Genomic DNA, 23,903 nt, shown 5'->3' with positions numbered 1-23,903 from the left:
CCGGGCGTTCCGGCGGCGTCGCGCAGAGGGCCGACCTCCGGACGGGAGAACGCTATCCTTACACGTCATACCTGTCAAATACTCTGGTATGATTTTAGAGGCGCCTCGAGCGAATCTTCCGCTTTCCAACCTCCCATCCAACTTGATGGGTGGAGGTCGTCACCGTAGGTTGGACGTGACCTGCGCAACTTCGGGCGCCGACCACGGGATCACGCATCATGGAACGACGTGCCGCGACGCCGCGCCGAAACGGGGAAAGCCTCAGCGAAGGGGTCTACGGTTCCATCCGCGCCCGGATCGACGCGGGCGAGTTCCCTCAGGGCTCGCTGTTGCCGAGGGAGGACGAGCTGGCGTTGGCGTTCGGCGTATCGCGAACCGTGCTGCGGGAGGCGTTGACGCGTTTGCGGCACGACGGCCTGATCGCGTCCAAGCGCGGGACCGGAAACCGGGTTCTGGAGGAGCGAAGGCCGACGATTTTCCAGGCGGCCCCGGCCCATTCCATCGCCGATCTCGAAGCGTGCTACAAGTTCCGATATGGTGTCGAACCCGAGATCGCAGCGCTCGCCGCCGAGCGGGCGGACCGTGAAGCCACCGGGCGCATCGAGGCGAGCGCGCGCCGGCTCGAAGCGGTGGTGGCGTCCGGTCATCTTGGTCCCGAGCACGACCTCGCCTTTCACGCAGCCGTCGCCGAGGCTACGCGCAACAGCTACTATATCCAGACGATCGCCGCGATCGCCAAGCCGGTGGAGGTCGGCCTGAAGGTCGCTGCGGCCCTGTCCCCGATCGAGCCCGTCCGGCGGCTCACCCCCACGATCACGGAGCATCGCGCCATCCTCTCGGCGATCGAGGCGGGAGATCCGAACGCCGCGCGCCTGGCTATGCAGGCGCATATCCGCGCCTCGCGCGAGCGCGTGTTCGTCGGGGCCGCGCCGGCAGGCTGAGATCGTCAGCCGCTTCACTCCATCGAAACCGCCAGCCGTCGCACCCTGACCTCCCTTGCGCTGACTAAACAGGTATGATCTAAAGTTTCAAATCATACCTGATAGGATGCAAGTAGCAGGCGATGACCACATTCATTACGGGCGCCACCGGTCGGGTCGGCGGGTTTCTGGCACGATCGCTGATCGAGCGAGGCGAGAAGGTCGCAACGCTGGCGCTGCCGAACGACCCGAACACCGCAGACGCCGAGGCGGCGGGAATCCGCTGCCACGTCGGCAATCTCGCCTCGCGCGAGGACGTCGAACGGGCGATGGCGGGCGCCACGTCGGTCTATCACATGGCTGCGCTGATCTCCTTCCAGCCGCAGGCGCGCGAACGCCTTTGGGACGCCAACGTCGCCGGAACCCGCCATGTGGTGGAAACGGCCGCCGCGCTGGCCGCCACGGCTCCGGTGCGCCTCGTCTTCGCGTCGAGCGATCAGGTCTACCCCACCCGCTTCGCCCGCTACCGGCCCACCGACGAGTGCCATCCGCGCGAGCCCTACACGTTCTACGGACTGACCAAGGTTCTCGGCGAGGATATGGTCCGCTTCTTCGGCAAGACCGTGTCCGGCCTCGACACGAGCATCGCCGTGTTCTCCCATACGGAGGCGGCGGCCGAGCTCATCGATCCGAACGGCGAGTATTCGGGGCCTGCCTTCTACGTGAACGCGCGGGTGCGCAGCCTGAAGGCCTCCGCGACACATCATGCCGGCGCCAACTCCACGTCCGAGTTGCAGTCCGTCCTCGACATCCTCGAGCCGCTTATGGCGGACGACGAGCCCCTGCTCCTCGCCTACGATCAGAACGGCCTGCCCCATACGCAGGAACTGGTCGACGTCCGCGACATCGTCGCCGGACTCATCCTGATCCACGACCGGCCCGAGGCGATCGGCCAGACGTTCAACCTCGCGCCTGACCATCCGGTCAGCCTGGCCGAGTTCATCCCCCATCTCGCGAAGGCCACCGGCCGCCGCGTGGTGGAGGCCCGGCTTCCGGTGGAGCTCGGACGCACCCACGGCAGCAACGCCAAGGCCCGCTCGCTGCTCGGCTTCCGCCCGCGCCACTCGATGTTCGACATGGTGGACGAAGCGGTGTCCGCCCGATGAGCGCGCCGCGTCCCGACCTTCCCGCCGCCTTCACCGGCCGCACGCGCCTGAGCTTCCTGATCGGCACGCCGATCGCGCAGGTGCTCGCCCCCGGCCGCATGTCGGCGCTGATGGCGAGCCGGGGTCACGACGGCATTCTGGTTCCGCTCGAGGTGCGTCCCGACGATCTCGCCGACACGGTCTCGGCCCTCCGCCGCTCTCCGAGCGTCGACGCCATCCTGGCGACCCTGCCCCACAAGCGGACGCTGAGCGCCTTCTGCGAGCGTCTTTCGGATCCGTCGCGCATGCTCGGCGCGGTGAACGCCACGCGGCGCGCTGCCGATGGGGTCTGGGAAGGGGACAATTTCGACGGCGAAGGCATGTCGCGGGCCATCGAGACCGCCGGGGCCCGGATCGAGGGCGCCACGATCCACATGGTGGGCGCGGGCGCTGCGGGCACCGCGATCGCCGTGTCGCTCCTCGCGCGCGGCGCGCGGCGCCTGACGTTCAACGACGTCCAGCCGGAGGCCGAGCTTGCGCTCGCGTCGCTCCTTGAGCCGCTGTTTCCCGGCCGCTCGGTCGCCATGCCGGTGGAAGCGGCAGCGGACGCCGCGATCGTCGTCAACGCCAGCCATTGCGGCCTCAAGGCGAGCGATCCCCTGCCCGTTCCCGCCGCATGCCTCGCGGCCGGACAGACCGTCGCGGACGTCATCACGGATCCGTTGGAAACGCCGCTGCTGCGCAACGCATCGGCCAAGGGGTGCCGCACGGTCGACGGCGGCGCGATGCTGGCGGGCCAGCTCGACCTTCTGCTGGCCTTCATCCGCGGTTCGCCCCTCACGGGCGCCGGCGACGGTCCGGGAGCGGCGGCATGAGCGGGCGCTACGACGCCGAAGCCCTGACCGCGGTCGTGGCGGACCTCTTCGAGCGGCTCGGCCTGGAGGCGGAGAAGGCCGAACGCACGGCACGGACGCTGGTGGAGGCCGACGCCATCGGCCATGCCACGCACGGCCTCGCGATCGCGCCCTGGTACGCGGAGGAACTGCGCAGCGGCAACATGCGCCCGTCGGGTGCGCCGGAGACGATTTCCGACACCGGTTCGTGCCTGGCCTGGAACGGCCGACGCCTGCCCGGCGCCTGGCTCATCCATCGCGCCCTCGACATCGGCATGGAGCGCGTCGCCACCAACGGCGGCATCTTCGCGGCGACGATCGGCGATGGGCATCACACGGGCGCCCTCGCCACCTACCAGGTACGCGCGGCCGAGCGGGGGCTGTTCGCCATCATCGCCTGCTCCGGCCCCGCGTCCCAGGGAGTCGCGCCGTTCGGCGGACGCGACGGCGTCTTCACGCCCAACCCGCTTTCGGCCGGCATTCCAACCAACGCGGACCCGATCCTGCTCGACCTCAGCGCCTCGATCAGCACCATCAAGCGGTCCACGCAGATGGCCGAGCGCGGCGAGGTCTACGAGCACGACTGGGTTCTCGATGCCGAGGGCAACCCGTCGCGCGATCCGCGCGACCTTCTGGAGCGCGGCGGCACGCTGATGCCAGTGGGTGGTCTCGACCACGGCCACAAGGGCTACGGCATGGCGCTTCTCGTCGAGGCCATGACGCAGGGCCTGTCCGGGGTCGGGCGGCGGCAGGTGATGACGGGCATCTCGATGAACACGTTCGTCCTGCTCCTGGACCCGGCGTCCTTCGGCGGATCGGAGGCGTTCCGCGACGAGATGAGCTGGCTGGCCGACGCCTGCCGGGCCAGCCGCCCCCGACCGAACGTCGATCGCGTGCGTCTGCCGGGAGATCGCGCCCTCGCGCTGAGGGCGGCGGCGCTGGCCGAGGGCGTGCCGCTGTCGAGCGCCATCGTCTCGGCGCTCGGGCCCTGCCTTGCGCGATCGGGCCTGGCGATGCCCGACCCGATCGCATGACGGATCATCCGTTCAGGATCGACGGGGGCAGATCGACGCCGTGATACTTGCGGTAGATATCGTTCAGCTTCCCGTTCGCGACGTTGGCCCGGACCCAGCCGTCGACATAGTCGATCAGCTCGGTGTTCTCCTTGCGAAGGCCGACGCCCACCGGAAACTCGGCCAGGGTGAATTTCTGCTCGATGCCGCGCTCGGGATTCCGCTCGGCCACCTTGCGGATCACGGCCGGCTCCTGGACCACCACGTCGACCTGCCCGCTCGCGAAGGCGGTCATGTTGGTGCTCTCGTCGTCGAAGCGGACGATCTCGATCGTAGGATCGCCGAGCTTGGTCAGCGCGCCGTCGCCCGTGGTGCCTCGCGTCACGCCGACGCGCTGGCCCGACAGGTCGCTCGCCTGCCGCAGCTCCATCGTGCGCGGCGCCGCGACGTACTGCACGGCGCTGGCATACGGCACCGAGAAGGCGACCACCTTGCGTCGCTCGGGCGTGATCGAGAAGGTCGAGATGACGACGTCGGCCTTGTCCGTGAGAAGGATCGGCACGCGGTTCGGCCCCGACACCTCCACGATCTCGAGCGCGACGCCGAGATCCTTCGCGAGAAGCAGGGCCGTGTCGTAGTCGGAGCCCGAGGGCTGCAACGCATCGTCCTTGTATCCCCACGGCGGCCGGCCGAATTCCAGCGCGACGCGCAGCCGTCCGGACCGCTGAACGGCGAGCGTGCCTTCCGCGGATGCGCGCGCGCCGAGCCCGAAAAGAGCCGGCGCCGCCAAGCCCGCGAGCAGCAGTGTCCTGCGATTCATTCCATCCTCCCTGTGTTGCTCTACCCCCGGTCGAGCCGCCGCGCCTTGCGGTCAGCCTTCGACCAGAAGCTCAATGCGCGCCGTGAGCGCAGCGCCTGGCGCGAGCGGAACCATCCCGCCCTCCTCCGCGCCCGGCCGTCGCGACGGCTCGTTCAGCGCGCCCGCGAGATGGCTCACCGGCTCGACGCACAGGACGGAGCCGCCCGGCGGCGCATGGATCACCAGATGCGCCATCCCGGCCGCGCGCAGACGCACGGTCAGGCGATCCATCTCCACGGCAGCCGTCCCCCAGTCCGACAGATAGGCCGTAGCCCCGAGCTCGCGCCGCGGCTCGCCTGTGCCGCGCGGCAGGTAGTCCGGCTCGATCGGCCAGGCGATGCGCGCATCGGTCCGGCAGCGCGCGGTACCCGGAAAGTAGGGATGCCATCCGAGACCGGCCGGCATGGGCACGGCGTCGTGGTTGACGAGGCTCATGGACAGCACGAGGCGGTCGTGCCCGAGCGCGAAGTGCTGACGGGCCGAGAAGCGCCAGGGCCACTCATCACACGACTCCCACTCAAACGCGATCTCCGTCTCCCGATCGTCTAGGGCCGTCAACCGCCATTCCGCACGGCTGCCCATTCCGTGCAGCGCGTTCGGCAGGGCGTCGGCGTGGGGGTGCAGGCGCGCGCTCCGGCCGGCGAACGTGAAGCGCGCATCGCGCACCCGGTTGTGGAAGGGGATCAGCGGATAGGCGCCGGCCCTCGGCCAGTTCTCCGGCTCGAAGGTCCCCCGGCCCATCGGCACCAGGATGTCGCCGTGGCGCTCGTGCGCGAGCGACGCGACACGCCCGCCCCAGGCGGGGCGCAGCACCAGCCGCATCGAGCCGTTCGCGAGCGCGATGTCGCCCGGGCTCATCGGCGATACCGCTCGATCACCGCCGGTGACGGATCGAGCCCAAGACCCGGTCCTTCGGGGACATGCACGGTGCCGCCGCGCGGCAACGGCATCTCCTCGTAGAGATAGGCGTCGGGCCAGACGTAGAGATGCTCGAACAACGGCTCGGTTTCGAGCGCGCCGCAGATCTGCAGGGTCGCCAGGTAGCCCGGCCCGATATAGGGCGAGTGCGGCATGATCTGGACGCCGTCCCGGCCGGCCGCGAGTGCCATGATCTTGGCGACCTCCGTGAAGCCGCCGACCTTGGTGACGCTCGGCTGCGGATATCGCACGCTGCCCGACGCGACGAGATCGCGGAACTGCCAGGCGGTGCACAGGTTCTCGCCGCAGGACAGCGCGATCGGCGAGCCCAGTCGTGTCAACTGGTCGAAATCCTCCGGCGGAAAGGTCGGCTCCTCCAGCCACATGGTGCCGATCTCCCCCAGCCAGGCGGCCATCGCGCGCGCCTCGTCTTCGGGCCAGGAGCAGTTGACGTCCACCATCAGCGCCGCGCCGCCAAGCTCGCGCGCGCAGGCCTCGATCTCCGGCCGGGTGATCTCGTGCAGCTTCACGTAGCCGTAGCCTTCGGAAACCGCGCGGCGCGTGAAGCGCGCGGCCGTCTCCGCCTCGCCGTAGCGCACCAGCGAGGCGTAGGCTGGCAAGTTTTGCCGCCGACGCCCGCCGAGAAGCTCGGCGATCGACCGGTCCTCCGCCTTGCCCTTGAGGTCCCAAAGCGCGATGTCGACCCCCGAGATCGCGAAGAGGGTGATACCGTAGCGCCCGAACAGGACGAGCCTTCGCTGCAGCAGCTCGGTGATCTCGGAAGGCTCGGCGAACGCGCGACCCACCACGAGCGGGAACACCGTCTCGTTCAGCATGGCCGCCACCGCGTCGGCGCAGAAATAGGCGAAGGCCTCGCCCCATCCGACGAGGCCCGTATCCGTCTCCAGGCGGACCAGCACCATGTCGAAGTGGTTCCAGGTGCTTGGCGTCATGCCCTCGCCGCGGCCGCCGTCCGAGAACGGGATCCGCAGCCTGACCGCGTCGGCCGAAACGATTCTCATGGGTGTCTCCATCGAAGGCGGCTCCAGCACGAGCCGCAAGGCCCTCCCCGCGAGGGCGCACGGCTCCGCCGGGCCCGTGGCGAACGGGCCGCGGGCTGGAACGGTGTTTCGCGTTGGTCGAAGGAATGCGGGCGGCTCGCGGTGCTTTCACCGAGCCGCCCTGCGGGTCACTTCCCGGTCGCCGCGGCGACGACCTGTTCGGGCATGGGCACGCCATGCACCTCGACGTACATCTTCTGAAGCTCGCCGTTCTCCATGTTCTGGCGAACCCATTCGTCCACCCAGGACTTGAGGTCGGCTTCGCCCTTGCGCATCCCGATGCCGTGCATGCCGCCGCCCAGCACGACCTTGGGCTCGATCTTGATCGACGGGTTGCGTTTCATGATCGTGGTGTTCACGCTGGTCGCCTGGGCGATGTAGTTCAGCTGCCCGGACAGGACCGCGGTGATCGCGGTGGACTCGTCCTCGAACCGGACGATCTCCAGCCCCGGAATGTCAGCCGCCGTCACCAGCGTGTCCTGCAGCGCACCGCGCGCGACGCCGACCCGCTTGCCGTTCAGCCCTTCCGCCGAGGTCACGCCGTCGCCGACGGGGCCCGAGATGGCGATCTCAGTGCCGCCGTAGGGCAACGAGAAGTCGATCGTCTTCTTGCGCTCGTCGGTGATGGTCATCGCCGCGAACACGAGGTCGACGCGGCCGGTGACGAGAAGCGGAATGCGGTTGGCGCCGTTGGTCTCTGTGACCTCGAGCTTGAGATCGTGGTCCTTTGCGAACTTGTCCGCCACCATCCACTCGTAGCCTGCGTAGTGGAGGTTCTCGTCCTTGTAGGACCAGGGCGGGACGTTCGGGTCGAGCGCGATCCGAAGCGTGCCGGTGCTCTTGATCCGGTCGAGCGTCTGGGCGTGCGCCGCGACGGATCCGAGCGTCGCCATCGCAAGCGCGCAGGCCACGAGAAGCCGTTTGAATGCCATGTGAATCCTCCCATTTCAGCTGGTCTTGTCTGCGGGTCGCAGGTGGTCCGCGCTCAGTATTCGTGGGCCACGAAGTCGGCGAGTTCGGGGGTGTTCGGCCGTACCAGGATCTCCGGCCCGCCGATCTCGTGCACACGGCCGTCGCGCATGTAGACGACGGTGTTCGCGACGTTGCGGGCGAACTGCATCTCGTGGGTGACGAGGACCATGGTCATGCCGTCGGCGGCAAGTTGCTCCATCACGCGCAGCACCTCGCCGGTCAGCTTCGGATCGAGCGCCGAGGTGACCTCGTCGAACAGCATGAGCTTGGGCTGCATCGCCAGGCTGCGCGCGATGGCGACGCGTTGCTGCTGACCGCCGGAAAGCTGCTCCGGGTAGCTCCCGCGCTTCTCGCCGAGCCCGACCTTGTCGAGCATCGCCCCGGCGACGTCGGTGGCCTCGCCGCCACGCTGGCCCTTCACCAGGCGAAGGGCGAGCGTGACGTTCTGCTCCACCGTCAGGTGCGGAAACAGGTTGTAGCTCTGGAACACGATGCCGACGTCCCGCCGCAGGGCGCGTTTGTCGAAGCGCGGCTCGTGGAGCTTGTGGCCGCAGACCCAGAGCTCCCCGCCTTGCACCTGCTCCAGCCCGTCCATGCAGCGCAGCGCCGTGGACTTGCCCGAACCGGACTGGCCGATGATCGCCGCCACCGAACCCGGAGCGACGGAGAAGGTGACGCCCTTGAGAACCTCGACCGCGCCGAAGGACTTGCGGACCTCGATCAAGTCAACGATGGGCGACATTGAGCTTCCTTTCGAGACGGCGGGACTGGAGCGAGAGCGGGTAGCAGACCGCGAAGTAAAGCAGCCCGGCGAGGCCGAAGTAGAGAAACGGCTGGAAGGTCGCGTTGTTGATGACCTTCGCGTTGTAGGAAAGCTCCGCATAGCCGACGACCAGCGACGACACCGACGTGTTCTTGATGATGATGACCATGAAGCCGACCGTGGGCGGCGTGGCGATGCGCAGCGCCTGGGGCAGCACGACCCGTGTCATCCGCTGCCAGCGCGTCAGGCCGAGGCACTCGGCCGCTTCCCACTGGGGCTTGGCGACGGAGATCAGGCAGCCGTACCAGATTTCGCCGAGATAGGAGCTGGCGAACACGGTCATCGCGATGGTCGCGGCGACCAGCGGCGGCACCGCCGGGTAGCCGAGCAGGATCGGGCCGAAATAGGCGAGCCCCATCAGGACCAGGAGCGGGATGCCCTGGACGACCTGCGTGTAGAGACGGGCGGCGAGCTCGACGGACTTGAACGGGGCGATGCGCCCCAGCGCCACGACGAAGCCGACCAGCCCGCCGAAGGCGAAGGTCAGGAGGCTGAGGACGATGGTGCCCCACAGGCCGTAGAGCAGCGACAGGAGAAATGTGGTGTTCATCGATATCCCCGCCTAGAGCGCCGTGCCGAGCTTGCGGCGGCGGGGGAAGATCACCTGCCCGAGCGCCCAGAAGCCCACGCGCAGCACGAGCGTAAGGCCGAGGTAGATCGCGCCGAGCACGATGAAGACCTCGAAGTTCCGATAGGTCGCCGACTGCACCTGGTTCGAGGTGCCGAAGAGTTCCTCCACGCCCACTGCCGACAGCACCGAGGATCCCAGCATCAGGAGGATGAAGAGTGAGGACAGCGACGGATAGACCCGCTCCATCGCCGGCCGCAGCACCACGTGGAGAAAGGTCTGGGTGCGGCTCAGCCCCAGGCAGTCCGCCGCTTCTAGCTGGCCCGTTCTGATGCTCTCGATGCCCGCACGCATCACTTCGGTCGTGTAGGACCCGATGTTGACCACGAGCGCGATGACCGCGCCGACCATGATCGGCATACGCACGCCCACGCTGGCGAGGCCGAAGATCAGGAAATAGGCCTGGATCAGCAACGGCGTGTTGCGGATGATCTCGACATAGGCACCGACCAGCATCTGGAGCCATTTCGGCCCGCTGGTGCGCGCCACGGCGCAGGCCGTGCCCATCACGAAGCCGACCACGGTCGCCCAGAACGACAGGACGAGCGTGATCCACGCTCCATGCAGGAGCAGGGGCGCATAGTCGAGGACGCTGGCGAAATCGAACTGGTAGGTCATGCGCCCTTCCCCGCCCGACAGGTGCGGCCGCGCTGGCGCGCTCCGAAGCCGTCCATGCTCTCCTCCCACGACGCTGCTTTGGCTTGTTGCCTCGGGTCATAATTGATCGAACACATCGCCGCAACCAGTCTGACTAATTTTTTGGATGTTGACAACAACTCGGCTGTGACGGATCGATCTGCGGATGGCGCAGAGCAACGGAGGAGCCGTGTCGACGACCAATCGGCGAACCGAAATCGTGGCCGCCCTACGCGACGAGATCGCGCGCGGGCTGTACCCAGTCGGTTCCAAGATGCCGACCGAGCTCGGGCTGTCGGACCGCTTCGGCGTCAGCCGCTCCGTGGTGCGCGAGGCCATCGCGACCTTGCGCGCCGCCGGCATGCTGCGTTCGCGTCGTGGATCGGGCATCTACGTGGAGCGGGCAGAGGGACACGTCGACCCGTTCGTGGTCAGCGAGCACGCGCGGATTTCGACGCTGATCGAGATCCTCGAGTTCCGACTGGCCGTCGAGGTCGAGGCAGCCGCGCTTGCGGCTGCGAGGTCGACGCCTTCACAGGACGAGGCGATCTTCGAGCGCAACCAGGACATCGAGCGCGCCCTGGCGGAAGGCCGCGCCACCAACGACGCCGATTTCGCGTTCCATTTGGCCATCGCGGACGCCTCGGGAAACTCGCGATTCCGCAACTTTCTGGACGCTATGGGCCGCAACGGCATCCCCAGGCTGGCGATGCGCGGTGCGGCTTCGGAGATCGCGGCCAGCCTCGACCACATCGTACCCGAGCACGAACGGATCGCGGTCGCCATCGCCCGGAGCGACCGCGAGGCGGCCCGCGATGCCATGCGGGCGCATCTCGAAGGCACCCTGCGCCGCTATCGCAACGTGATGCATTCTCGGCCTCCGGACTGACCTCGCCGGCAAATTAGTCCGGCTAATCATCGCGGGACGACGAAGAACGTCTCGTCAGCCGAGGTGGCCGTCGGTGCGAACTGGCAATCCGAGCGGATTGCCGTCCCGTAGCGTTTCCGGAACCAGCGCGGCCGGCAGATCCTGGTAGCATACGGGCCGCAGGAAACGGGCGACGGCCAGGCTTCCCACCGAGGTGGTGCGCGCGTCGGACGTCGCCGGGTACGGCCCGCCATGCACCATCGCGTGGCCGACCTCGACCCCGGTGCCGAAGCCGTTGACGAGGATACGTCCGGCCTTCACCTCGAGTTCGGGCAGAAGCGTCCGAGCCGCTTCGACGTCGCCCTCGCCGAGGTGGAGCGCGATGGTGAGCTGCCCCTCCAGCGCGGCGACGACGCGCGAAAGCTCGGCCGCATCACGACATCTCACCACGAGCGACGAAGCACCGAACACCTCCTCTTGAAGCTCTCGATGGGCCAGGAAATCGGACGCGCTCGTCGCGAACAGCGCCGCACGTCCTTGCAGCCGCTCGCCGGCCCGGCCTTCGCCGAGGGTCTCGACGCGGTCGTGGACTGCCAGCTTCGCGACCCCCTCGCAGTAGCTCGCGTGGATGCCGGGCGTCAGCATGGTGGCGGCCGGCGCCGCCGTCAGGGCGTCCGTCGCGGCCGCGAGGAAGGCGTCCAGCCCCTCCCCCTCCACCGCGAGGACAAGCCCGGGATTGGTGCAGAACTGTCCGGCCCCCATGGTCAGCGATGCGACGAACGAGCGGCCGATCTCCGCGCCGCGTTCGGCGAGCGCCGCCGGGAAGAGGATTACCGGGTTGATCGAACTCATCTCGGCATAGACCGGGATCGGCTCCGGTCGTTGCGCCGCTATCCGCATCAACGCCGTGCCGCCGGCGCGCGATCCGGTGAAGCCGACCGCCTTGATTCGAGGATCGGCGACCAGCGCCTCGCCGACGCTCCGCCTCGAGGCGAACAGCAGCGAGAAGGTGCCGCGCGGCAGACCGCATTCCCGAACCGCCGTCGCGACGGCGCGGCCGACGAGCTCGGAGGTGCCGGGATGGGCGGAATGCGCCTTCACCACCACCGGGCTTCCAGCGGCGAGCGCCGAGGCCGTGTCGCCGCCCGCCACCGAGAAGGCGAGCGGAAAATTCGACGCACCGAAAACCGCCACCGGCCCGACGGAGATGTTGCGCAACCGCAGCTCGACCCTCGACAGCGGCTTCCGCTCCGGCATGGCGGGGTCGATGCGCAGATCGAGGAACGAGCCCTCTCGCACCACGTCCGCGAAGAGACGGAGCTGCCCGACGGTGCGGTTGCGCTCGCCTTCGACGCGGGCGCGCGGCAGACCGCTCTCGAGCACGCAGCGGGCGACCAGTTCGTCGCCAAGTTCGAGAATGTTCCGCGCGATCGCCTCCAGGAAGGCCGCACGCTCGGCGGGGCGGGTCTCGCGATAGCGGGGGAAAGCCTCGGCCGCCAGCCTGCAGGCTTCATCGAGATCGGCGAGGGTCGCGCCACCGAAACCGGGCTCCTGCGGCTCGCCGCTTGCCGCGTCGAGGCCGCGGATCTCGCCGTCGGTGCCGCGGCGCTCCGCGCCGCCGATCAGAAGACGGCCGTTCAAGGTCATGTTGCGATCTCCCTGCTACGCTCGAAGTCTGGCGGATCGCCCCTCAGGCGACCGGCGGCGCGGTCAGCGCGGCCCAGTCGATCCGGCGGAACTCGAGGATCTCGACGTCTCCCCACACCGCCTCGCGCCGGTAGGGCTCGCTCGCGAGATAGGCATCGAGCGCGGCGCGGTCGGGGAACTCGCACAGGATCACCGACCCCGCCATCCGTCCTTCCGCATCCAGAAGGGCACCGCCGTCGATGATGCTGCCGTCGGCCTTGCCGCGTCGAATGCCTTCCATGTGCTCTTGTCGGGCGGCCAGCCGCCTGTCGAGCGTTCCGGGTTCCGCTCGGTCGCGGGCGATCAGGGCGAACTGCATATCGGTGTTTCCTGGTTTCGATAGGTTTCGGCGCGGCGCGGCTTGTTCGGCACGGGCGGACCGGTCAGGGCGAGCGGAGGTGGTAGCCGCGCGCGGCATAGTCGAAACCCGGCCACTCGTTGATGGCGGCGCCCTTGTCCGCGGGCGAGGCGTAGTAGGCCCGAATCTCGCTGATCCGCCCGGAGGCCTCGTCGAAGACGTACCATTCGTCGCCGCGCAGCGCGGTGCCCGACTTGGTCTTCCAGTGGGTCCACTCGATCACCGCCTCCGGGCTCGTCGACGAGCAGAGCACCTTCTCGATGGTCCATCGCGAGCCGAGCGTCTCGACGCACCAGATCCACCCTCGGGCGATCGCCTCGGCGCCGCGCCAGGGCACGTCCGGCAGGCCGGGCGGGAAGTAATGGACGGCATCGGGGGTGAAGCTGTCGACCAAGGCCCCGAAATCGGCCGCGTTGCAGGCCGCGAAGTAGCGACGGATGGTGTGCTCCATGGCCTCCGGCGTCAGCGCGCTCATGCGGCGGCTCCCGCCTCGGCGCGGATCCGGGGCGCGTCCTCCGGCCGGGCACCCGCCGCCTTCCAGGCCGCGAAATCTGCGCGGGTGGCCTCGGTCGGCGGATACACGCCATAGAGCGCCTCGCCGGCACCGACCCGGTAGGACAGGTATTTCTCCAGCTCGTCGCGCCGCTCGCACAGGTCCGCCATCTCGGCGGCGAGGTGGCGGGGGATCACCGTCACGCCGTCACCGTCGCCCACCACGATGTCGCCCGGGTAGACAGCGACCTCGGCACAGGCGACGGGCACCTGCAGGTCCGCCACATGGTGATAGGACAGGCGCGTCGAGGCCGTCACTTGGCGGCCATAGGCGGGGAAGTCGAGTTCCCGCAGTTCCTGCCCGTCGCGGAAGGATCCGTCGGTTACGATGGCGGCGGCGCCGCGCATCTTCATGCGGGTCGGCAGCATCGCGCCCGCCGATGCGGCGCGGGGGTCGTTGCGACTGTCGATCATCAGCACCTGACCCTTCCCGATGTTCTCGACCGCCTCCCACTGGAGGTTGTTCGGGTTGGGAAAAGGCGTCAGCGTCGCGATCGTGTCGATGTCCTCGCGCGCCGGGATCATCCGCAGCGTGAACGCCTCGCCGGCGAACCGCACGGCGTTCGGGTTCATCGGCTGGAGGCCGACGAGGAAGCATTGCCGCAGCCCCTTCTTGAAGAGCTCCGTGGTGAGCGATCCGCTCGACACGTTCCTGAGGCGCTCGATGACCGAGAGCGGAACGTCCACCTCGTGCTGCACCTGATACGTCATGATGGCCACCTGTTGCTTGCGCGACGACGCGGGTTGCATGGAGTGACGGTTTGATATCCACGATATGAGTTCGCGAACAGGCGGAACTGGGAGACGGAAGCCGCGATGTCTCACCATATGGACGGCAGACGGCAATCACCCTCCACGGAGTGGGGTCAGCCAGCGGTGCGCGACGGGGTGGCGGGCGCTGCGCTGATCGAGAAGGCCTGCCGCGTTCTCGACATCGCGGGCTCGGCCAGCGGTCCCGTCACGGTCGCGCGGCTTCTGGCGGAAACGGGTTGGCCTCGCGCCACGCTGCACCGGATCGTCGCCGCCCTCGCCTCCCAGGGATTCCTGCGCCACGACCCGATCGGAGCCGGCTACCGGCTGGGCTTCCGGTTCATGGAACTCGCGCAGAACACCTGGGCCGAACAGGACCTCGTCGCGATCGCCAGCATGGAGCTGCGCCGGCTTCGCGACATGACCGGGGAGACCGCCTACCTGGCCGTGCCTGCCGGCGGCGCGATGGTCGGGCTCGGCAAGTTCGAGGGCGCCCACGGCGTACGGTCGGCGGCCCGGCTCGGTATCCGCAAGCCGATGCACTGCACCAGCCAAGGCAAGGCGATTCTGGCCTTTCTGCCGGAGGCGGCGCTGCGCGAGCAGCTCGGCCGGTCCGAGCTCGAAGCGTTCACGCCACGGACGATCACCGATCCCGAACGTCTCCGGGCCCAGCTCGCTATCGTCCGCCAGCGCGGATACGCGGTGGAGGACGAGGAGATCGTCGCCGGCAACCGCTGCGTCGGCGCGCCCGTTCTCGACGCGGCCGGCCGCGCCGTGGCGGCGATCAGCGTCGCGGGTCCCGTCTGGAGGCTGACCGCCGAACGGGCCGAACGCCTCGGCCCGGAGATCGTCGCCGTGGCCCGGTCCATCGGCGCGCAGCTCGCCATGCGCGGCGGAGGACGCAGCCCGGAACCGGGCGCCCCCTTCGCCCATCCGGGCTGCGAGCACGCCGCCTTCCACGGTGCCGACCCGCATTGGGACGGCGACCGGGGCGTCCTCACCTGGGTGGACCGCCTCGGGCCCACTCTGTTCGAGACGCGGGCCAGGGGAACCGCTGCCCACGCCTTGCCTCGCGAGGAGCCGATCCACGCCTGCTGTTCGCTGGACGGCACAACGCGGCTCTGGCAGGCGGGGTCGGAAATCGACTTTTGCGATCGCGCCTTCGGTCCGGCGGAGGCGCGGTCGCCGCCACCGCTCGCCGCCGCGCGGCACCCCTCGGGCTCTCTCTGGACCGCCTCGGAGCACGACTCGGGCTGCGCAGTCGGCGCGACGACGGCGGGCGACGGGCCGTCGTGGATCGTTTCCGGACGGATCACCGCACTCGCCTGGTCTCCGGACGGTCTGTGCGCCTACGCGGCGGATGCGGCGCGCGGCGTGATCTACCGCCTCGATCCGTCGAGCCGTTCGCCGAAGGTTTTTAGCCGCCTTCCCAGCGTTTCCGGTGAGCCCCGCGGCATCGCCGTCGACACCACGGGGCGGCTCTGGGCGGCGCTCTACGAAGGCTGGAGCGTGGTCCGCTTCTCGAACGACGGCGACATCGAGCGGAGCGTCGCCCTGCCCGTGCCTCGGCCCACGGGCCTTGCCTTCGGCACAGGAGGCCGCGAGATCTTCGTGACCACCGCCCGCGTCGGCCTGTCGCGCGACGTGCTCGACAACGCTCCCTTGTCCGGGCGCGTTCTGCAGCTACCCCTGGAGACGGCGCCGAATCCTTAGGGATCGGAGGTGACGCCGCGAAACACCCGCGCGATCGCCAACGGGTGTCTGCCGGTCACAGGCCGCCGGCGCGCGCCGGGGGCGGCCGGGTCAGCCCATCTTGACGAGGAGCGTGCGCATCGCGGCGGCGGAACGCGGCTCGGCGCTGAGGAAGGCCTGCAGCTTGGCGTTGCGATCCAGGCGCAAGGTCAGGATGTCGCGGATCGAATCGTCCTCGCCCGCCCTGTCACCGAGGCCGAGCGCCGCTTCGAGGCGCACGATCTCGGCGACGCTGGCATGGCCGAGGCGCTCCAGGTCGTTCCGGGTCTTGGGGTCGATCAGCACGTGGTCCACGGGCCATCCATCGCGCCCGCCCGTCAGGTCCTCGCCGACGACCTGGCCTTCGACGACAACCCGAACGCCCATCTCGCGCAAGATGGCGAGGTCGGCGCGGATGCGGTCTAGATCGAGCCGTCCGAAGCCCTTGGCGACCTGCAGTTCCAGGCGCGCGGGCGCGAGGCCCGTCTCGCGCAGCGCGAGCGCGACCGATCCCGGCAGGTCTCCGCTGAGAAGCTGGACCGAGGAGACCGGCACCGAAAGGGTGACCAGCGGCCAGCTCGCGGCCGCCTTGCAGGCGGCACGCAGCGCCCAGTCGCCGAGCGGCACCACGAGGCCGCTGCTTTCGGCCATCGGCATGAAGGCGGGGGCCGTCAGGCGCCCGCGCTCCGGGTGGTTCCACTCGACCTGCGCTTCCACCGCTTCCAGGACGCGATCCTCGGCGGTGAAGCGGGGTCGGAAGAAGAGCTCGAACTGCTCGGCCTTGATGCCGAACTGCATCTCGTGGGCGAGGTGTCGGCTGGCCTCGGCCTCCTCGGACGACGCGGCGTCGGAGAAGAAGCTGTGCGTCCCGCGATGGCTGCCCTTGGAGCGATAGAGCGCGACGTCGGCGTGGCGCAGGAGTTCGTCGGCGTCGACCGAGTCGGCGGGCGCCTGGGCGATGCCGATCGACAGGCCGACCGTGAGGCTCGTCTTCTCGTGGCGGATGGGGTCGCGGACCGTGGTGATCAGACGCCCGGCGAGATCGGCGGCCTCCTCGCGCGAGAGACCGGGCGCCACGACCACGAACTCGTCGCCGCCCACGCGCGCGCCGAGTTGATCGGCCGCAAGCGCCAGGCGCAGGCGCGCGGCTATCTCGCGCAGCACATGGTCGCCGACATGGTGGCCGAACGTGTCGTTGATCGGCTTGAAATGGTCGAGGTCGAGGTAGAGCACCGACAAGGTGCCTTCGGGCTCGCCCAGCGCCTCGTGCATGAATCGGGAAAGACCGAGCCTATTGGGCAGGCCCGTGAGCCGGTCCTGCTCCACCTCGCGCTGCGCCTTGGTCAGGTTCTCTGCGAGCAGCACGTCGGCGGTGATGTCGGTGGCGATCTTCACCACCTTGAACGGGTGTCCGTTCAGGTCGAGGATCGGATTGTAGCTCGCCTGGATCCAGACCTCGCGCCCGTCCTTGGCGGTGCGGCGGAACTTGGACGACAGGAACGCGCCGCCGCGCAGCCCTTGCCAGAACTGACGGTACTGGTCGCTTTCCGCCAAGCTCGGTTCCACGAACATGCGGTGGTGGCGACCGACGATCTCGTCGCGCCGGTAGCCCATGGTCTCGAGGAAGTTGGCGTTGGCGTCGAGCACCGTGCCGTCCATGTCGAAGGTGACGACGCACTGCGACTTGTGGATTGCCGCGATCTGCCCCTCGTGGTCGCTCTGGCGCAGCTTCTCGGCCGTCACGTCGACGGCGGTCTTCACGATCTTGAAGACACGCCCGTTCATGTCGAAGATCGGGTTGTAGCTCGCCTGCAGCCAGACCTCGTGCCCGTCGCGGCAGATGCGCTTGAATTCGCCGCCCTGGTGCTCGCCCGCCGCCAGCGCGCTCCAGAAGGATTGGTACGTCTCGTCCGTGCGATCGGCGTCGGGAATGAACATCCTGTGATGCTGCCCGCGCACCTCCGACAGGCGGTAGCCGGTGAGCTTCAGGAAGTTGTCGTTGGCGTCGAGGATCGTGCCGTCGAGCGCGAAGGAGACCACGGCCTGCGACTTGTGCATGGCCGCGATCTGACCCTGATGGTCGGCCTGGCGCAGCTTCTCGCGCGTGATGGCGGTGGCGTATTCCACCACCTTGAACGGCCGCCCGTCCTGGTCGAGCACCGGATTGTAGGTCGCCTGGAGCCAGAGCTCCGAGCCGTCCTTGGCCCGGCGCTTGAACTCGCCGCCGCGATGGCGCCCCTCCGCCAGATCGCTCCAGAAGATCTCGTAGTCGAGGGAGTGGGCGTAGGATGGATCCACCAGCAGCCGGTGGTGGCGCCCTTCGATCTCGTCCAGCCGATAGCCGGTAACCTGAAGGAAGTTCTCGTTCGCGTCCGAGATCGTGCCGTCCATGGCGAAGGTGACGACGCATTGCGACTTGTGGATCGCGGCGATCTGGCCCTCGTGGTCGGCCTGGCGCAACGTCTCGGCGGTCACGTCGGTCGCATACTTGACCACCTTGAACGGGTGGCCGTTGGTGTCGAGGATCGGGTTGTAGGTAGCGCGCAACCAGACCGGGCGCCCGTCCTTGCCGAGACGCCGGTATTCGCCCGAGCCGTGGTGCCCGGCGCCGAGCCGCCGCCAGAACTCGGCATAGTCCGCGCTCGCGGCCTCCCCCGGCTCCACGAACATGCGGTGATGGCGCCCCGCGATCTCGCCCAGCTCGTAGCCGGTGGCGCGGAGGAACAGCGCGTTGGCGTCGAGGATGGTGCCGTCGAGCGCGAAGTGAATCACCGCCTGCGAGGTGTTGATCGCCGCGATCTGGCCGCCTTCGTCGGCCGAGCGATGCCGCCTTTTGGTGACGTCGCGCAGGAAGACGACGATCTCCCGCAGCGTGCCGTCCGGGTCGCGGATGGGAACGTAGCTCGCCTCGGCCCAGAAGGGCGTCCCGTCGCGGCGCAGACGCCTCACCTCGCCGGTATAGGGCAGCCCTTCGGCGATCACGCGCGAGACGACCTCGTCGCCCTTGTCCTCGTCGGGCAGGAGAATCGTCCGGCTGCGACCGGCGAGGTCCCAGGCCCGATAGTCGAACATCTCCAGGAAAAGCGCGTTGGTGCGCAGGATCGTGCCGTCGGGCGCGAGCGCGACGCGTGCGACGAGCCGGTCCAGCGCCTCGATGTCGCTCGACATTGGCTGGTCCTCGGTGATCTGCTGGAGCACGAACGTATCCTCTGCCGTGAAGGCCGTGGGGGATGCGGTCGAGTTCGCGTGCCCTCGCCCGAAGCGAAGGTGTCCGTTCGATCGACCTGCCACGCCGGCATCCTAACGGCGACTGGTTATCGCACCGTAAGCGGGGCGCCCAAGATTTGTGCGCCCTGTCAGCTTCGAGCTCAGCCTCGTGCCGTCCACGAGGCAGAGCGAGCAAGCCGCAGGCAGCCGATCGAGGCCGTTGGGCGCACGTGCGGCCGGGTCGGACGCCGGCGTCCGGCGCCGGCGCCGCGACGATCCGCCGCGCACGCAAACCGCCGACGCTCGGCGAAGGAGCACGGGGCGTCGTCCGGCCGCTGCACCACCTGTGGCGCCGAAGCTGCGGATACCAATCGTAACATTTCGTCACGCGGGTGACGCCCTTCGGCCGCAGCGGGCCGGTACTCCTCGAACCCGACAACGAGGGTCGAGGGAACATGGAACAGGACAAGACGGGCGCGACGCCATCGAAGGGCGAGGTCGCCTTCCGCTTCATCGCATGCACGAGCGTCGCGCTCGCCCTGTACTACACGCCGGACCTCAGGTGGTCCTCCACCACCTCCGCGCCGCAGCAGGCCGCGCAGATCGACGCCGCGTCGACCGAGACGGCGTCCGATACGTCGGTTCGGTCCTGCAGCGGGGGCGACGAGGCTCTTCTCCTCGCCGATGTGGCGATCGGAGGAACTGAACGGTGACGGTGGTCCGAAGCTTTATGCGCCGCCTGCTGGTGCAGGCCCTCGTCTCGTCCACGGTGATGGTCGGCATCCAGGGCGTGCTGCACTTCGCGCCGGGCCTGCTGCCGTTCGGCAGCGAGACGGCAGAGCGCAGGCAGGCGGCAGCGCCGGCGTCCGAACCCATCCAGGTCGCATCCGCCGCGCCGGTCGAGGCGACCGAGAGCCCGTCCCGGTTCGTCGAGGACCGGACCGGCGCCGAGGTGAAGGCCGGGCGTTTCGACATCTGGCGCCTTCGCGAGGCGGCGGCGGCGCCGGCTGCACCGGCGTCGACCGCCGCGCCCGGCGTCGCCGAAGCGGGTCCGGGCGACGTGATGCTCTTCGACCGCTGCCGGCCCGACTGCGAGTCCCGCGACCCGCTTCTGGCGTTCAACCGGCAAGGCAGCGTGCGGGCCGCCATGCTGCCGCAGGCGGCGGCCGAGCCCGTCGCCGATTCCGACCCGGCCCCCCCGGCCGCCGACACCGCGCCGGCCGCGATGCCCGACGAAAGCCGGAACGTCGTCGTCTCGGCCGCACGCAACGGGATGTCTTGGGCGCGACGGATGGCGGAGACGGCGGAGGGTGCGCTCAGCTGGTAGCCGGTCAGACGGAGGCGACGGGCAACCCGACCTCCTGCCGGAGCCCACCGGACGCCCGGTTCCGCAGCCGGATGCAGCCGCCCTGGCGCTCCACGATCTCCCGGGCGATCGCCAGGCCGAGACCGGCGCCACCCGTGGTCTTCTGCCGCGCCGGATCGACGCTGAAGAACGGTTCGAACACGCGGTCCATCAGATGCGCCGGGATGCCGGGCCCGTCGTCCTCGATCACCACCCGTGCCGTATCCCCCGTCGCCTCCCACGCGACATGCGCTGCCCCGCCATGGCGGACGGCATTCTCGATCAGGTTTCGAAGGGCGCGCTTGAGCGCCAGCGGCTGCGCCCGGACGACGCATTCCTGCGACGCCGAGACGGAAACCGGCAGGCCGAGCTCGTGCAGTTCGGCGACGATGGTGCCGATCAGCTCGCCGAGCGGCACGGGCTCGAACGATGCCGGGTCCGTCTCCTCGCGCACCAGGCGGATGGCGCTGTCGGCGATGGCGTCGATCTCGGCGAGATCGCGCAGCCAGACCGCCCGGTCGCCGTCCGGCAGGAACTCGGCGCGCAGCCGCAGCCGCGTCAGCGGCGTGCGGATGTCGTGACCGGCGGCCGCGATGAATCGCATCCGTCCCTCGAAGGCGGCGGCAAGGCGGGCGGACAGGGCGTTGAACGAACGGGCGATCGCCCGTTCCTCCGGCGTGCCGGTTTCGGCGATGGGATCGAGGCCGCCGTCCGCGCGCACGCTGGAGATGATCGTCTCCATCAGCCGGACGGGGCGCAGCACGCGCGCCGCCACCGCCACCGCGATCGCGGCGGCTCCCGCGACGACGAGCGAGACATAGGCGACGAGCGGCCGGATCGGCGACGGCGGATGGCTCGGAAGCCGCATCTCGACCCATGCGTCGTTCGCCACCGGAAAGGCGATCCGGCGCGTCCGCTCGCCGGTCTCCACGACGAGGACCGGCAGCGAGGACCCGAGCGCGCGAAGCGCCTCGGCGATCTCACGAGTGCGCTCCGCGTCGACCGTGGCCGAAGCGGGCGGCCGGACGACCGTGAAGCCCGCCTTGCGCGCCCGTTCGACGGAGCCGCCGAGCAGGCGCGAGACGACCACCACCTTCTCGGCCTCGCTGCCCGACAGCGCCCCGTCGTCCGGCCGTTCGATCACCAGGAACGTGACACCGGCCGCGAGAACCACGACCAGCAGGATGGCGGATACGAGGAGCGCGATCAGCCGGGTGCGCAGCGTCGTCACGGTCCGCGCGGTTCCGGCACGACGCGGGCGGTGAGCTGATAACCGCCGTTGCGCACGGTCTTGAACAGCCGGAACACACCGTTGTCGCCAAACTTGCGCCGGAGCCGGCTCATCGCGACGTCGACCGTCCGGTCCAGCGGGTCGCTCGACACGCGGCCGTAGAGGTGCTCGGACAGCGTGTCGCGCGACAGGAGACGGCCCGGGCGGTCCAGGAAGATGCACAGGAGGTCGAACTCGGTGCCGGTCAGCGCGATCTCGCGACCCTCGGCGTCGGTCACCGAGCGCGAGGTGGTATCGGCGACGTATCCCTCGAAGCGGTAGCAGAGCTCCCGCGCCGGCGCCTCCGCCGCCCCGTTCCGCGCGGCGCCCGGCCCCTGGCGCCGCAGCACCGCTCGGATGCGGGCCACTAGCTCGCGCGGGTTGAACGGCTTGCCGAGATAGTCGTCGGCGCCGATCTCCAGCCCGATGATCCGGTCCACGTCCTCCTTCAACGCTGTCAGCAGGATCACGGGAAGCGAAGGCTGCTCGTCGTTCAGCCGCCGGCAGACGTCGAGCCCGGACTCGTCGGGCAGCATCACGTCCAGCACCACGAGATCCACCGGACGGGTCGCGACGGCCGCCACGCACTCGCGGGCACTGGCGGCCAAAGCGACCTCGAACCCCTGGGTCTCGAGATAGCGCCCCAGAAGCTCGCGGATGTCCGCGTCGTCGTCCACCACCAGAATCCGCATGCCGCCTTCCGCAACTCCACCGATCCCGGCCGCGCCGGCGGGCGGCACCCCGAACCCCGCTTCCTGCACGCGAGACGTTCATTCATCACGACCAAGACGATATATCGCATCCATGTCGGTACCGGAATGTCGCGCGGGGGCGAAGGGGCCCCGGCGCGGGGCCGGAACCGCAACGGTTGGAGCCGCGCATGGCCGCGCGTCTCCGACATCCAGCGCCCGGAGTGTCCCGACGCATGAGAAACGATCCGCGCAGCCACGGGCTCTGGGAACGCAGCGCCCCACCGCCGCCGCCCACCACGCCGCTCCGGGACGATGCGGAAGCGGACGTCGCCGTGGTCGGTGGCGGCTTCACGGGCTGCTCGGCCGCGCTCCACCTCGCTGAGGGCGGTGCCAGGGTCGTCCTTCTGGAAGCGGCGGAGATCGGCTTCGGCGGTTCGGGCCGCAATGTCGGCCTGGTGAACGCCGGCATGTGGGTGATGCCGGACGATCTGCCGGCCGCGCTCGGAGAGGTCTACGGCCCGCGCCTCCTGGAGCTCCTGGGCGACGCGCCGCGCACCGTGTTCGAGCTCGTGGAGCGGCACGGGATCGACTGCGAGGCGGAGCGGGCCGGCACGCTGCATTGCGCGGTCGGCCGCGCCGGCCTCGCCGAGATCACGGAGCGGGCGCGCCAGTGGCGGGCGCGCGGCGCGCCGGTCCACCTGCTCGATGCCGCGGAGACCGCCCGCAAGGTCGGGACAGGCGCCTATTCGGGCGCGCTCCTGGACGAGCGGGCGGGCACGATCCAGCCGCTCGCCTATGCGCGCGGACTGGCGGGCGCGGCCATCGCGGCGGGTGCCCGCCTCCACACGGGAAGCGCCGTGCTCGAAGCGGTGGACGACGGCGCCTGCTGGGACCTGCGCACCGCCGGCGGCACCCTGCGCGCATCGGCCGTGATCGTCGCGACCGACGCCTATACCGGCGCCCTCTGGCCCGAGGTCCGGCGCGAGCAGGTCCACCTGCCCTATTTCAACATGGCCACCGCGCCGCTCGGCGACAACCTGCGGCGTTCGATCCTGCCCGAGCGCCAGGGCGCCTGGGACACGCGCGAGGTTCTCAGCTCCTTCCGCTTCGACCGCGCGGGCCGGCTCGTGGTCGGCTCGGTCGGCGCGCTTCGGGGCACGGGCGGCCCGGTGCACCGCGACTGGGGGCGCCGGGCGCTCGCCCGCCTCTTCCCACAGCTCGGCAAGGTGGCGTTCGAGCACGAATGGTACGGCATGATCGGCATGACCGAGAACAGCCTGCCCCGCTTCCACCGGCTTGCCCGCAACGTCGTGTCGTTCAGCGGCTACAACGGCCGCGGCATCGCGCCCGGCACGGTGTTCGGCCGATGCCTGGCGCAGCTCGTGCTGGGCGAGATCGCGGAGGCCGACCTGCCCCTGCCCGTCACCGAGCCGGCGGATGCGCCGCGGCGTGCGCTGCGCGAGGCCTGGTACGACGTCGGCTCGCAGGTCGCCCATCTCGCCGGCGCCCGTTTCTGATGCGCCCCCGTCGCCTCGCCCCGCCTGTGGGCGGCGAGGCCCTGCGCGCGCCGTCGCCT

The 23,903-nt window shown here is 69.6% G+C and carries 23 protein-coding genes; 9 read left to right on the top strand and 14 right to left on the bottom strand.

All coding sequences use genetic code 11. The annotated features are described in order from the left end of the window. The first annotated feature begins 218 nt into the window (after positions 1-218). From D3218_RS08575 to D3218_RS08560, 4 genes are all read left to right on the top strand, one after another. Positions 219-941, top strand: coding sequence for a FadR/GntR family transcriptional regulator (locus D3218_RS08575; protein WP_119539583.1), 723 nt, complete (start codon positions 219-221; stop codon positions 939-941). 122 nt (positions 942-1,063) lie between these two features. Beyond that, positions 1,064-2,086, top strand: a complete 1,023-nt coding sequence (locus D3218_RS08570; RefSeq protein WP_119539582.1) for an NAD-dependent epimerase/dehydratase family protein — start codon at positions 1,064-1,066, stop codon at positions 2,084-2,086. After that, positions 2,083-2,940, top strand: coding sequence for a shikimate dehydrogenase family protein (locus D3218_RS08565; protein ID WP_119539581.1), 858 nt, complete (start codon positions 2,083-2,085; stop codon positions 2,938-2,940). The genes D3218_RS08570 and D3218_RS08565 overlap by 4 nt, the downstream gene beginning before the upstream one ends. Next, on the top strand, positions 2,937-3,992 hold the full coding sequence (locus D3218_RS08560) for an Ldh family oxidoreductase (protein ID WP_119539580.1): 1,056 nt from the start codon (positions 2,937-2,939) through the stop codon (positions 3,990-3,992). Before D3218_RS08565 ends, D3218_RS08560 begins: the two co-directional genes overlap by 4 nt. 4 nt (positions 3,993-3,996) lie before the next feature. Here D3218_RS08560 and D3218_RS08555 read toward each other — a convergent pair whose 3' ends face one another. The 7 genes from D3218_RS08555 to D3218_RS08525 form a co-directional block, all read right to left on the bottom strand. Further along, complete coding sequence (locus tag D3218_RS08555; protein WP_119539579.1) at positions 3,997-4,791, bottom strand: transporter substrate-binding domain-containing protein; 795 nt, start codon at positions 4,789-4,791, stop codon at positions 3,997-3,999. 51 nt (positions 4,792-4,842) lie between these two features. After that, positions 4,843-5,688: an aldose epimerase family protein gene (locus tag D3218_RS08550; protein ID WP_119539578.1), complete on the bottom strand. Its 846-nt coding sequence runs from the start codon at positions 5,686-5,688 to the stop codon at positions 4,843-4,845. After that, positions 5,685-6,770, bottom strand: a complete 1,086-nt coding sequence (locus D3218_RS08545) for a mandelate racemase/muconate lactonizing enzyme family protein (RefSeq protein ID WP_168990461.1) — start codon at positions 6,768-6,770, stop codon at positions 5,685-5,687. Before D3218_RS08545 ends, D3218_RS08550 begins: the two co-directional genes overlap by 4 nt. Positions 6,771-6,937: 167 nt before the next feature. Continuing rightward, a complete protein-coding gene (locus tag D3218_RS08540) occupies positions 6,938-7,741 on the bottom strand; it encodes a transporter substrate-binding domain-containing protein (RefSeq protein ID WP_119539576.1) in 804 nt (267 codons plus the stop codon). 53 nt (positions 7,742-7,794) lie between these two features. After that, positions 7,795-8,523 (bottom strand): amino acid ABC transporter ATP-binding protein, encoded by a 729-nt coding sequence (locus tag D3218_RS08535; protein ID WP_119539575.1) that lies wholly within the window; start codon positions 8,521-8,523, stop codon positions 7,795-7,797. After that, a complete protein-coding gene (locus tag D3218_RS08530) occupies positions 8,507-9,154 on the bottom strand; it encodes an amino acid ABC transporter permease (protein WP_119539574.1) in 648 nt (215 codons plus the stop codon). The genes D3218_RS08535 and D3218_RS08530 overlap by 17 nt, the downstream gene beginning before the upstream one ends. A gap of 12 nt (positions 9,155-9,166) precedes the next feature. After that, complete coding sequence (locus D3218_RS08525) at positions 9,167-9,850, bottom strand: amino acid ABC transporter permease (protein WP_119539573.1); 684 nt, start codon at positions 9,848-9,850, stop codon at positions 9,167-9,169. A 208-nt stretch (positions 9,851-10,058) separates the two neighbouring features. Here D3218_RS08525 and D3218_RS08520 point away from each other — a divergent pair, with 208 nt between their 5' ends. After that, positions 10,059-10,757, top strand: a complete 699-nt coding sequence (locus D3218_RS08520; protein ID WP_168990460.1) for a FadR/GntR family transcriptional regulator — start codon at positions 10,059-10,061, stop codon at positions 10,755-10,757. A 54-nt stretch (positions 10,758-10,811) separates the two neighbouring features. On the opposite strand, the gene D3218_RS08515 is transcribed toward D3218_RS08520, so the two are convergent. The 4 genes from D3218_RS08515 to D3218_RS08500 all read right to left on the bottom strand — a co-directional run bounded on the left by D3218_RS08515 (position 10,812) and on the right by D3218_RS08500 (position 14,043). Beyond that, the gene (locus D3218_RS08515) at positions 10,812-12,383 is read right to left on the bottom strand and encodes an aldehyde dehydrogenase (NADP(+)) (protein ID WP_119539571.1); all 1,572 of its coding nucleotides are present in this window, start codon (positions 12,381-12,383) and stop codon (positions 10,812-10,814) included. A 43-nt stretch (positions 12,384-12,426) separates the two neighbouring features. After that, positions 12,427-12,741, bottom strand: a complete 315-nt coding sequence (locus D3218_RS08510; RefSeq protein ID WP_119539570.1) for a YciI family protein — start codon at positions 12,739-12,741, stop codon at positions 12,427-12,429. Between the two features lie 64 nt (positions 12,742-12,805). Then, positions 12,806-13,255 carry a nuclear transport factor 2 family protein gene (locus D3218_RS08505; RefSeq protein ID WP_119539569.1) on the bottom strand — a complete coding sequence of 150 codons (450 nt, stop codon included), beginning with the start codon at positions 13,253-13,255 and terminating at the stop codon, positions 12,806-12,808. Beyond that, complete coding sequence (locus D3218_RS08500) at positions 13,252-14,043, bottom strand: RraA family protein (RefSeq protein ID WP_119539889.1); 792 nt, start codon at positions 14,041-14,043, stop codon at positions 13,252-13,254. The genes D3218_RS08505 and D3218_RS08500 overlap by 4 nt, the downstream gene beginning before the upstream one ends. Positions 14,044-14,148: 105 nt before the next feature. Between D3218_RS08500 and D3218_RS08495 the strand changes: the two genes are divergently transcribed. Further along, positions 14,149-15,795: an IclR family transcriptional regulator domain-containing protein gene (locus D3218_RS08495; protein WP_119539568.1), complete on the top strand. Its 1,647-nt coding sequence runs from the start codon at positions 14,149-14,151 to the stop codon at positions 15,793-15,795. A gap of 90 nt (positions 15,796-15,885) precedes the next feature. Here the strand turns inward: D3218_RS08495 and D3218_RS08490 are convergent, their stop codons facing one another. Beyond that, positions 15,886-19,011, bottom strand: a complete 3,126-nt coding sequence (locus D3218_RS08490) for a sensor domain-containing protein (RefSeq protein WP_119539567.1) — start codon at positions 19,009-19,011, stop codon at positions 15,886-15,888. A 464-nt stretch (positions 19,012-19,475) separates the two neighbouring features. Here D3218_RS08490 and D3218_RS08485 point away from each other — a divergent pair, with 464 nt between their 5' ends. Together D3218_RS08485 and D3218_RS08480 are read left to right on the top strand one after the other, a co-directional pair. Continuing rightward, complete coding sequence (locus D3218_RS08485; protein WP_119539566.1) at positions 19,476-19,733, top strand: hypothetical protein; 258 nt, start codon at positions 19,476-19,478, stop codon at positions 19,731-19,733. Beyond that, on the top strand, positions 19,730-20,347 hold the full coding sequence (locus D3218_RS08480; RefSeq protein WP_136625070.1) for a hypothetical protein: 618 nt from the start codon (positions 19,730-19,732) through the stop codon (positions 20,345-20,347). Before D3218_RS08485 ends, D3218_RS08480 begins: the two co-directional genes overlap by 4 nt. 4 nt (positions 20,348-20,351) lie before the next feature. Here D3218_RS08480 and D3218_RS08475 read toward each other — a convergent pair whose 3' ends face one another. Next, positions 20,352-21,596: a sensor histidine kinase gene (locus D3218_RS08475; protein ID WP_119539564.1), complete on the bottom strand. Its 1,245-nt coding sequence runs from the start codon at positions 21,594-21,596 to the stop codon at positions 20,352-20,354. Then, complete coding sequence (locus D3218_RS08470) at positions 21,593-22,327, bottom strand: response regulator transcription factor (RefSeq protein ID WP_119539563.1); 735 nt, start codon at positions 22,325-22,327, stop codon at positions 21,593-21,595. Before D3218_RS08470 ends, D3218_RS08475 begins: the two co-directional genes overlap by 4 nt. Positions 22,328-22,560: 233 nt before the next feature. On the opposite strand from D3218_RS08470, the gene D3218_RS08465 reads away from it, so the two are divergent. Then, on the top strand, positions 22,561-23,844 hold the full coding sequence (locus tag D3218_RS08465) for an NAD(P)/FAD-dependent oxidoreductase (protein WP_119539562.1): 1,284 nt from the start codon (positions 22,561-22,563) through the stop codon (positions 23,842-23,844). Positions 23,845-23,903 lie beyond the last annotated feature (59 nt).

This window comes from Aureimonas flava, from assembly GCF_003583935.1.
GTDB classification, from domain to species: Bacteria; Pseudomonadota; Alphaproteobacteria; order Rhizobiales; family Rhizobiaceae; genus Aureimonas; species Aureimonas flava.
The sequence above is the reverse complement of the archived record's forward strand: the minus strand, read 5'-3'. Positions and strand labels throughout refer to the sequence as shown.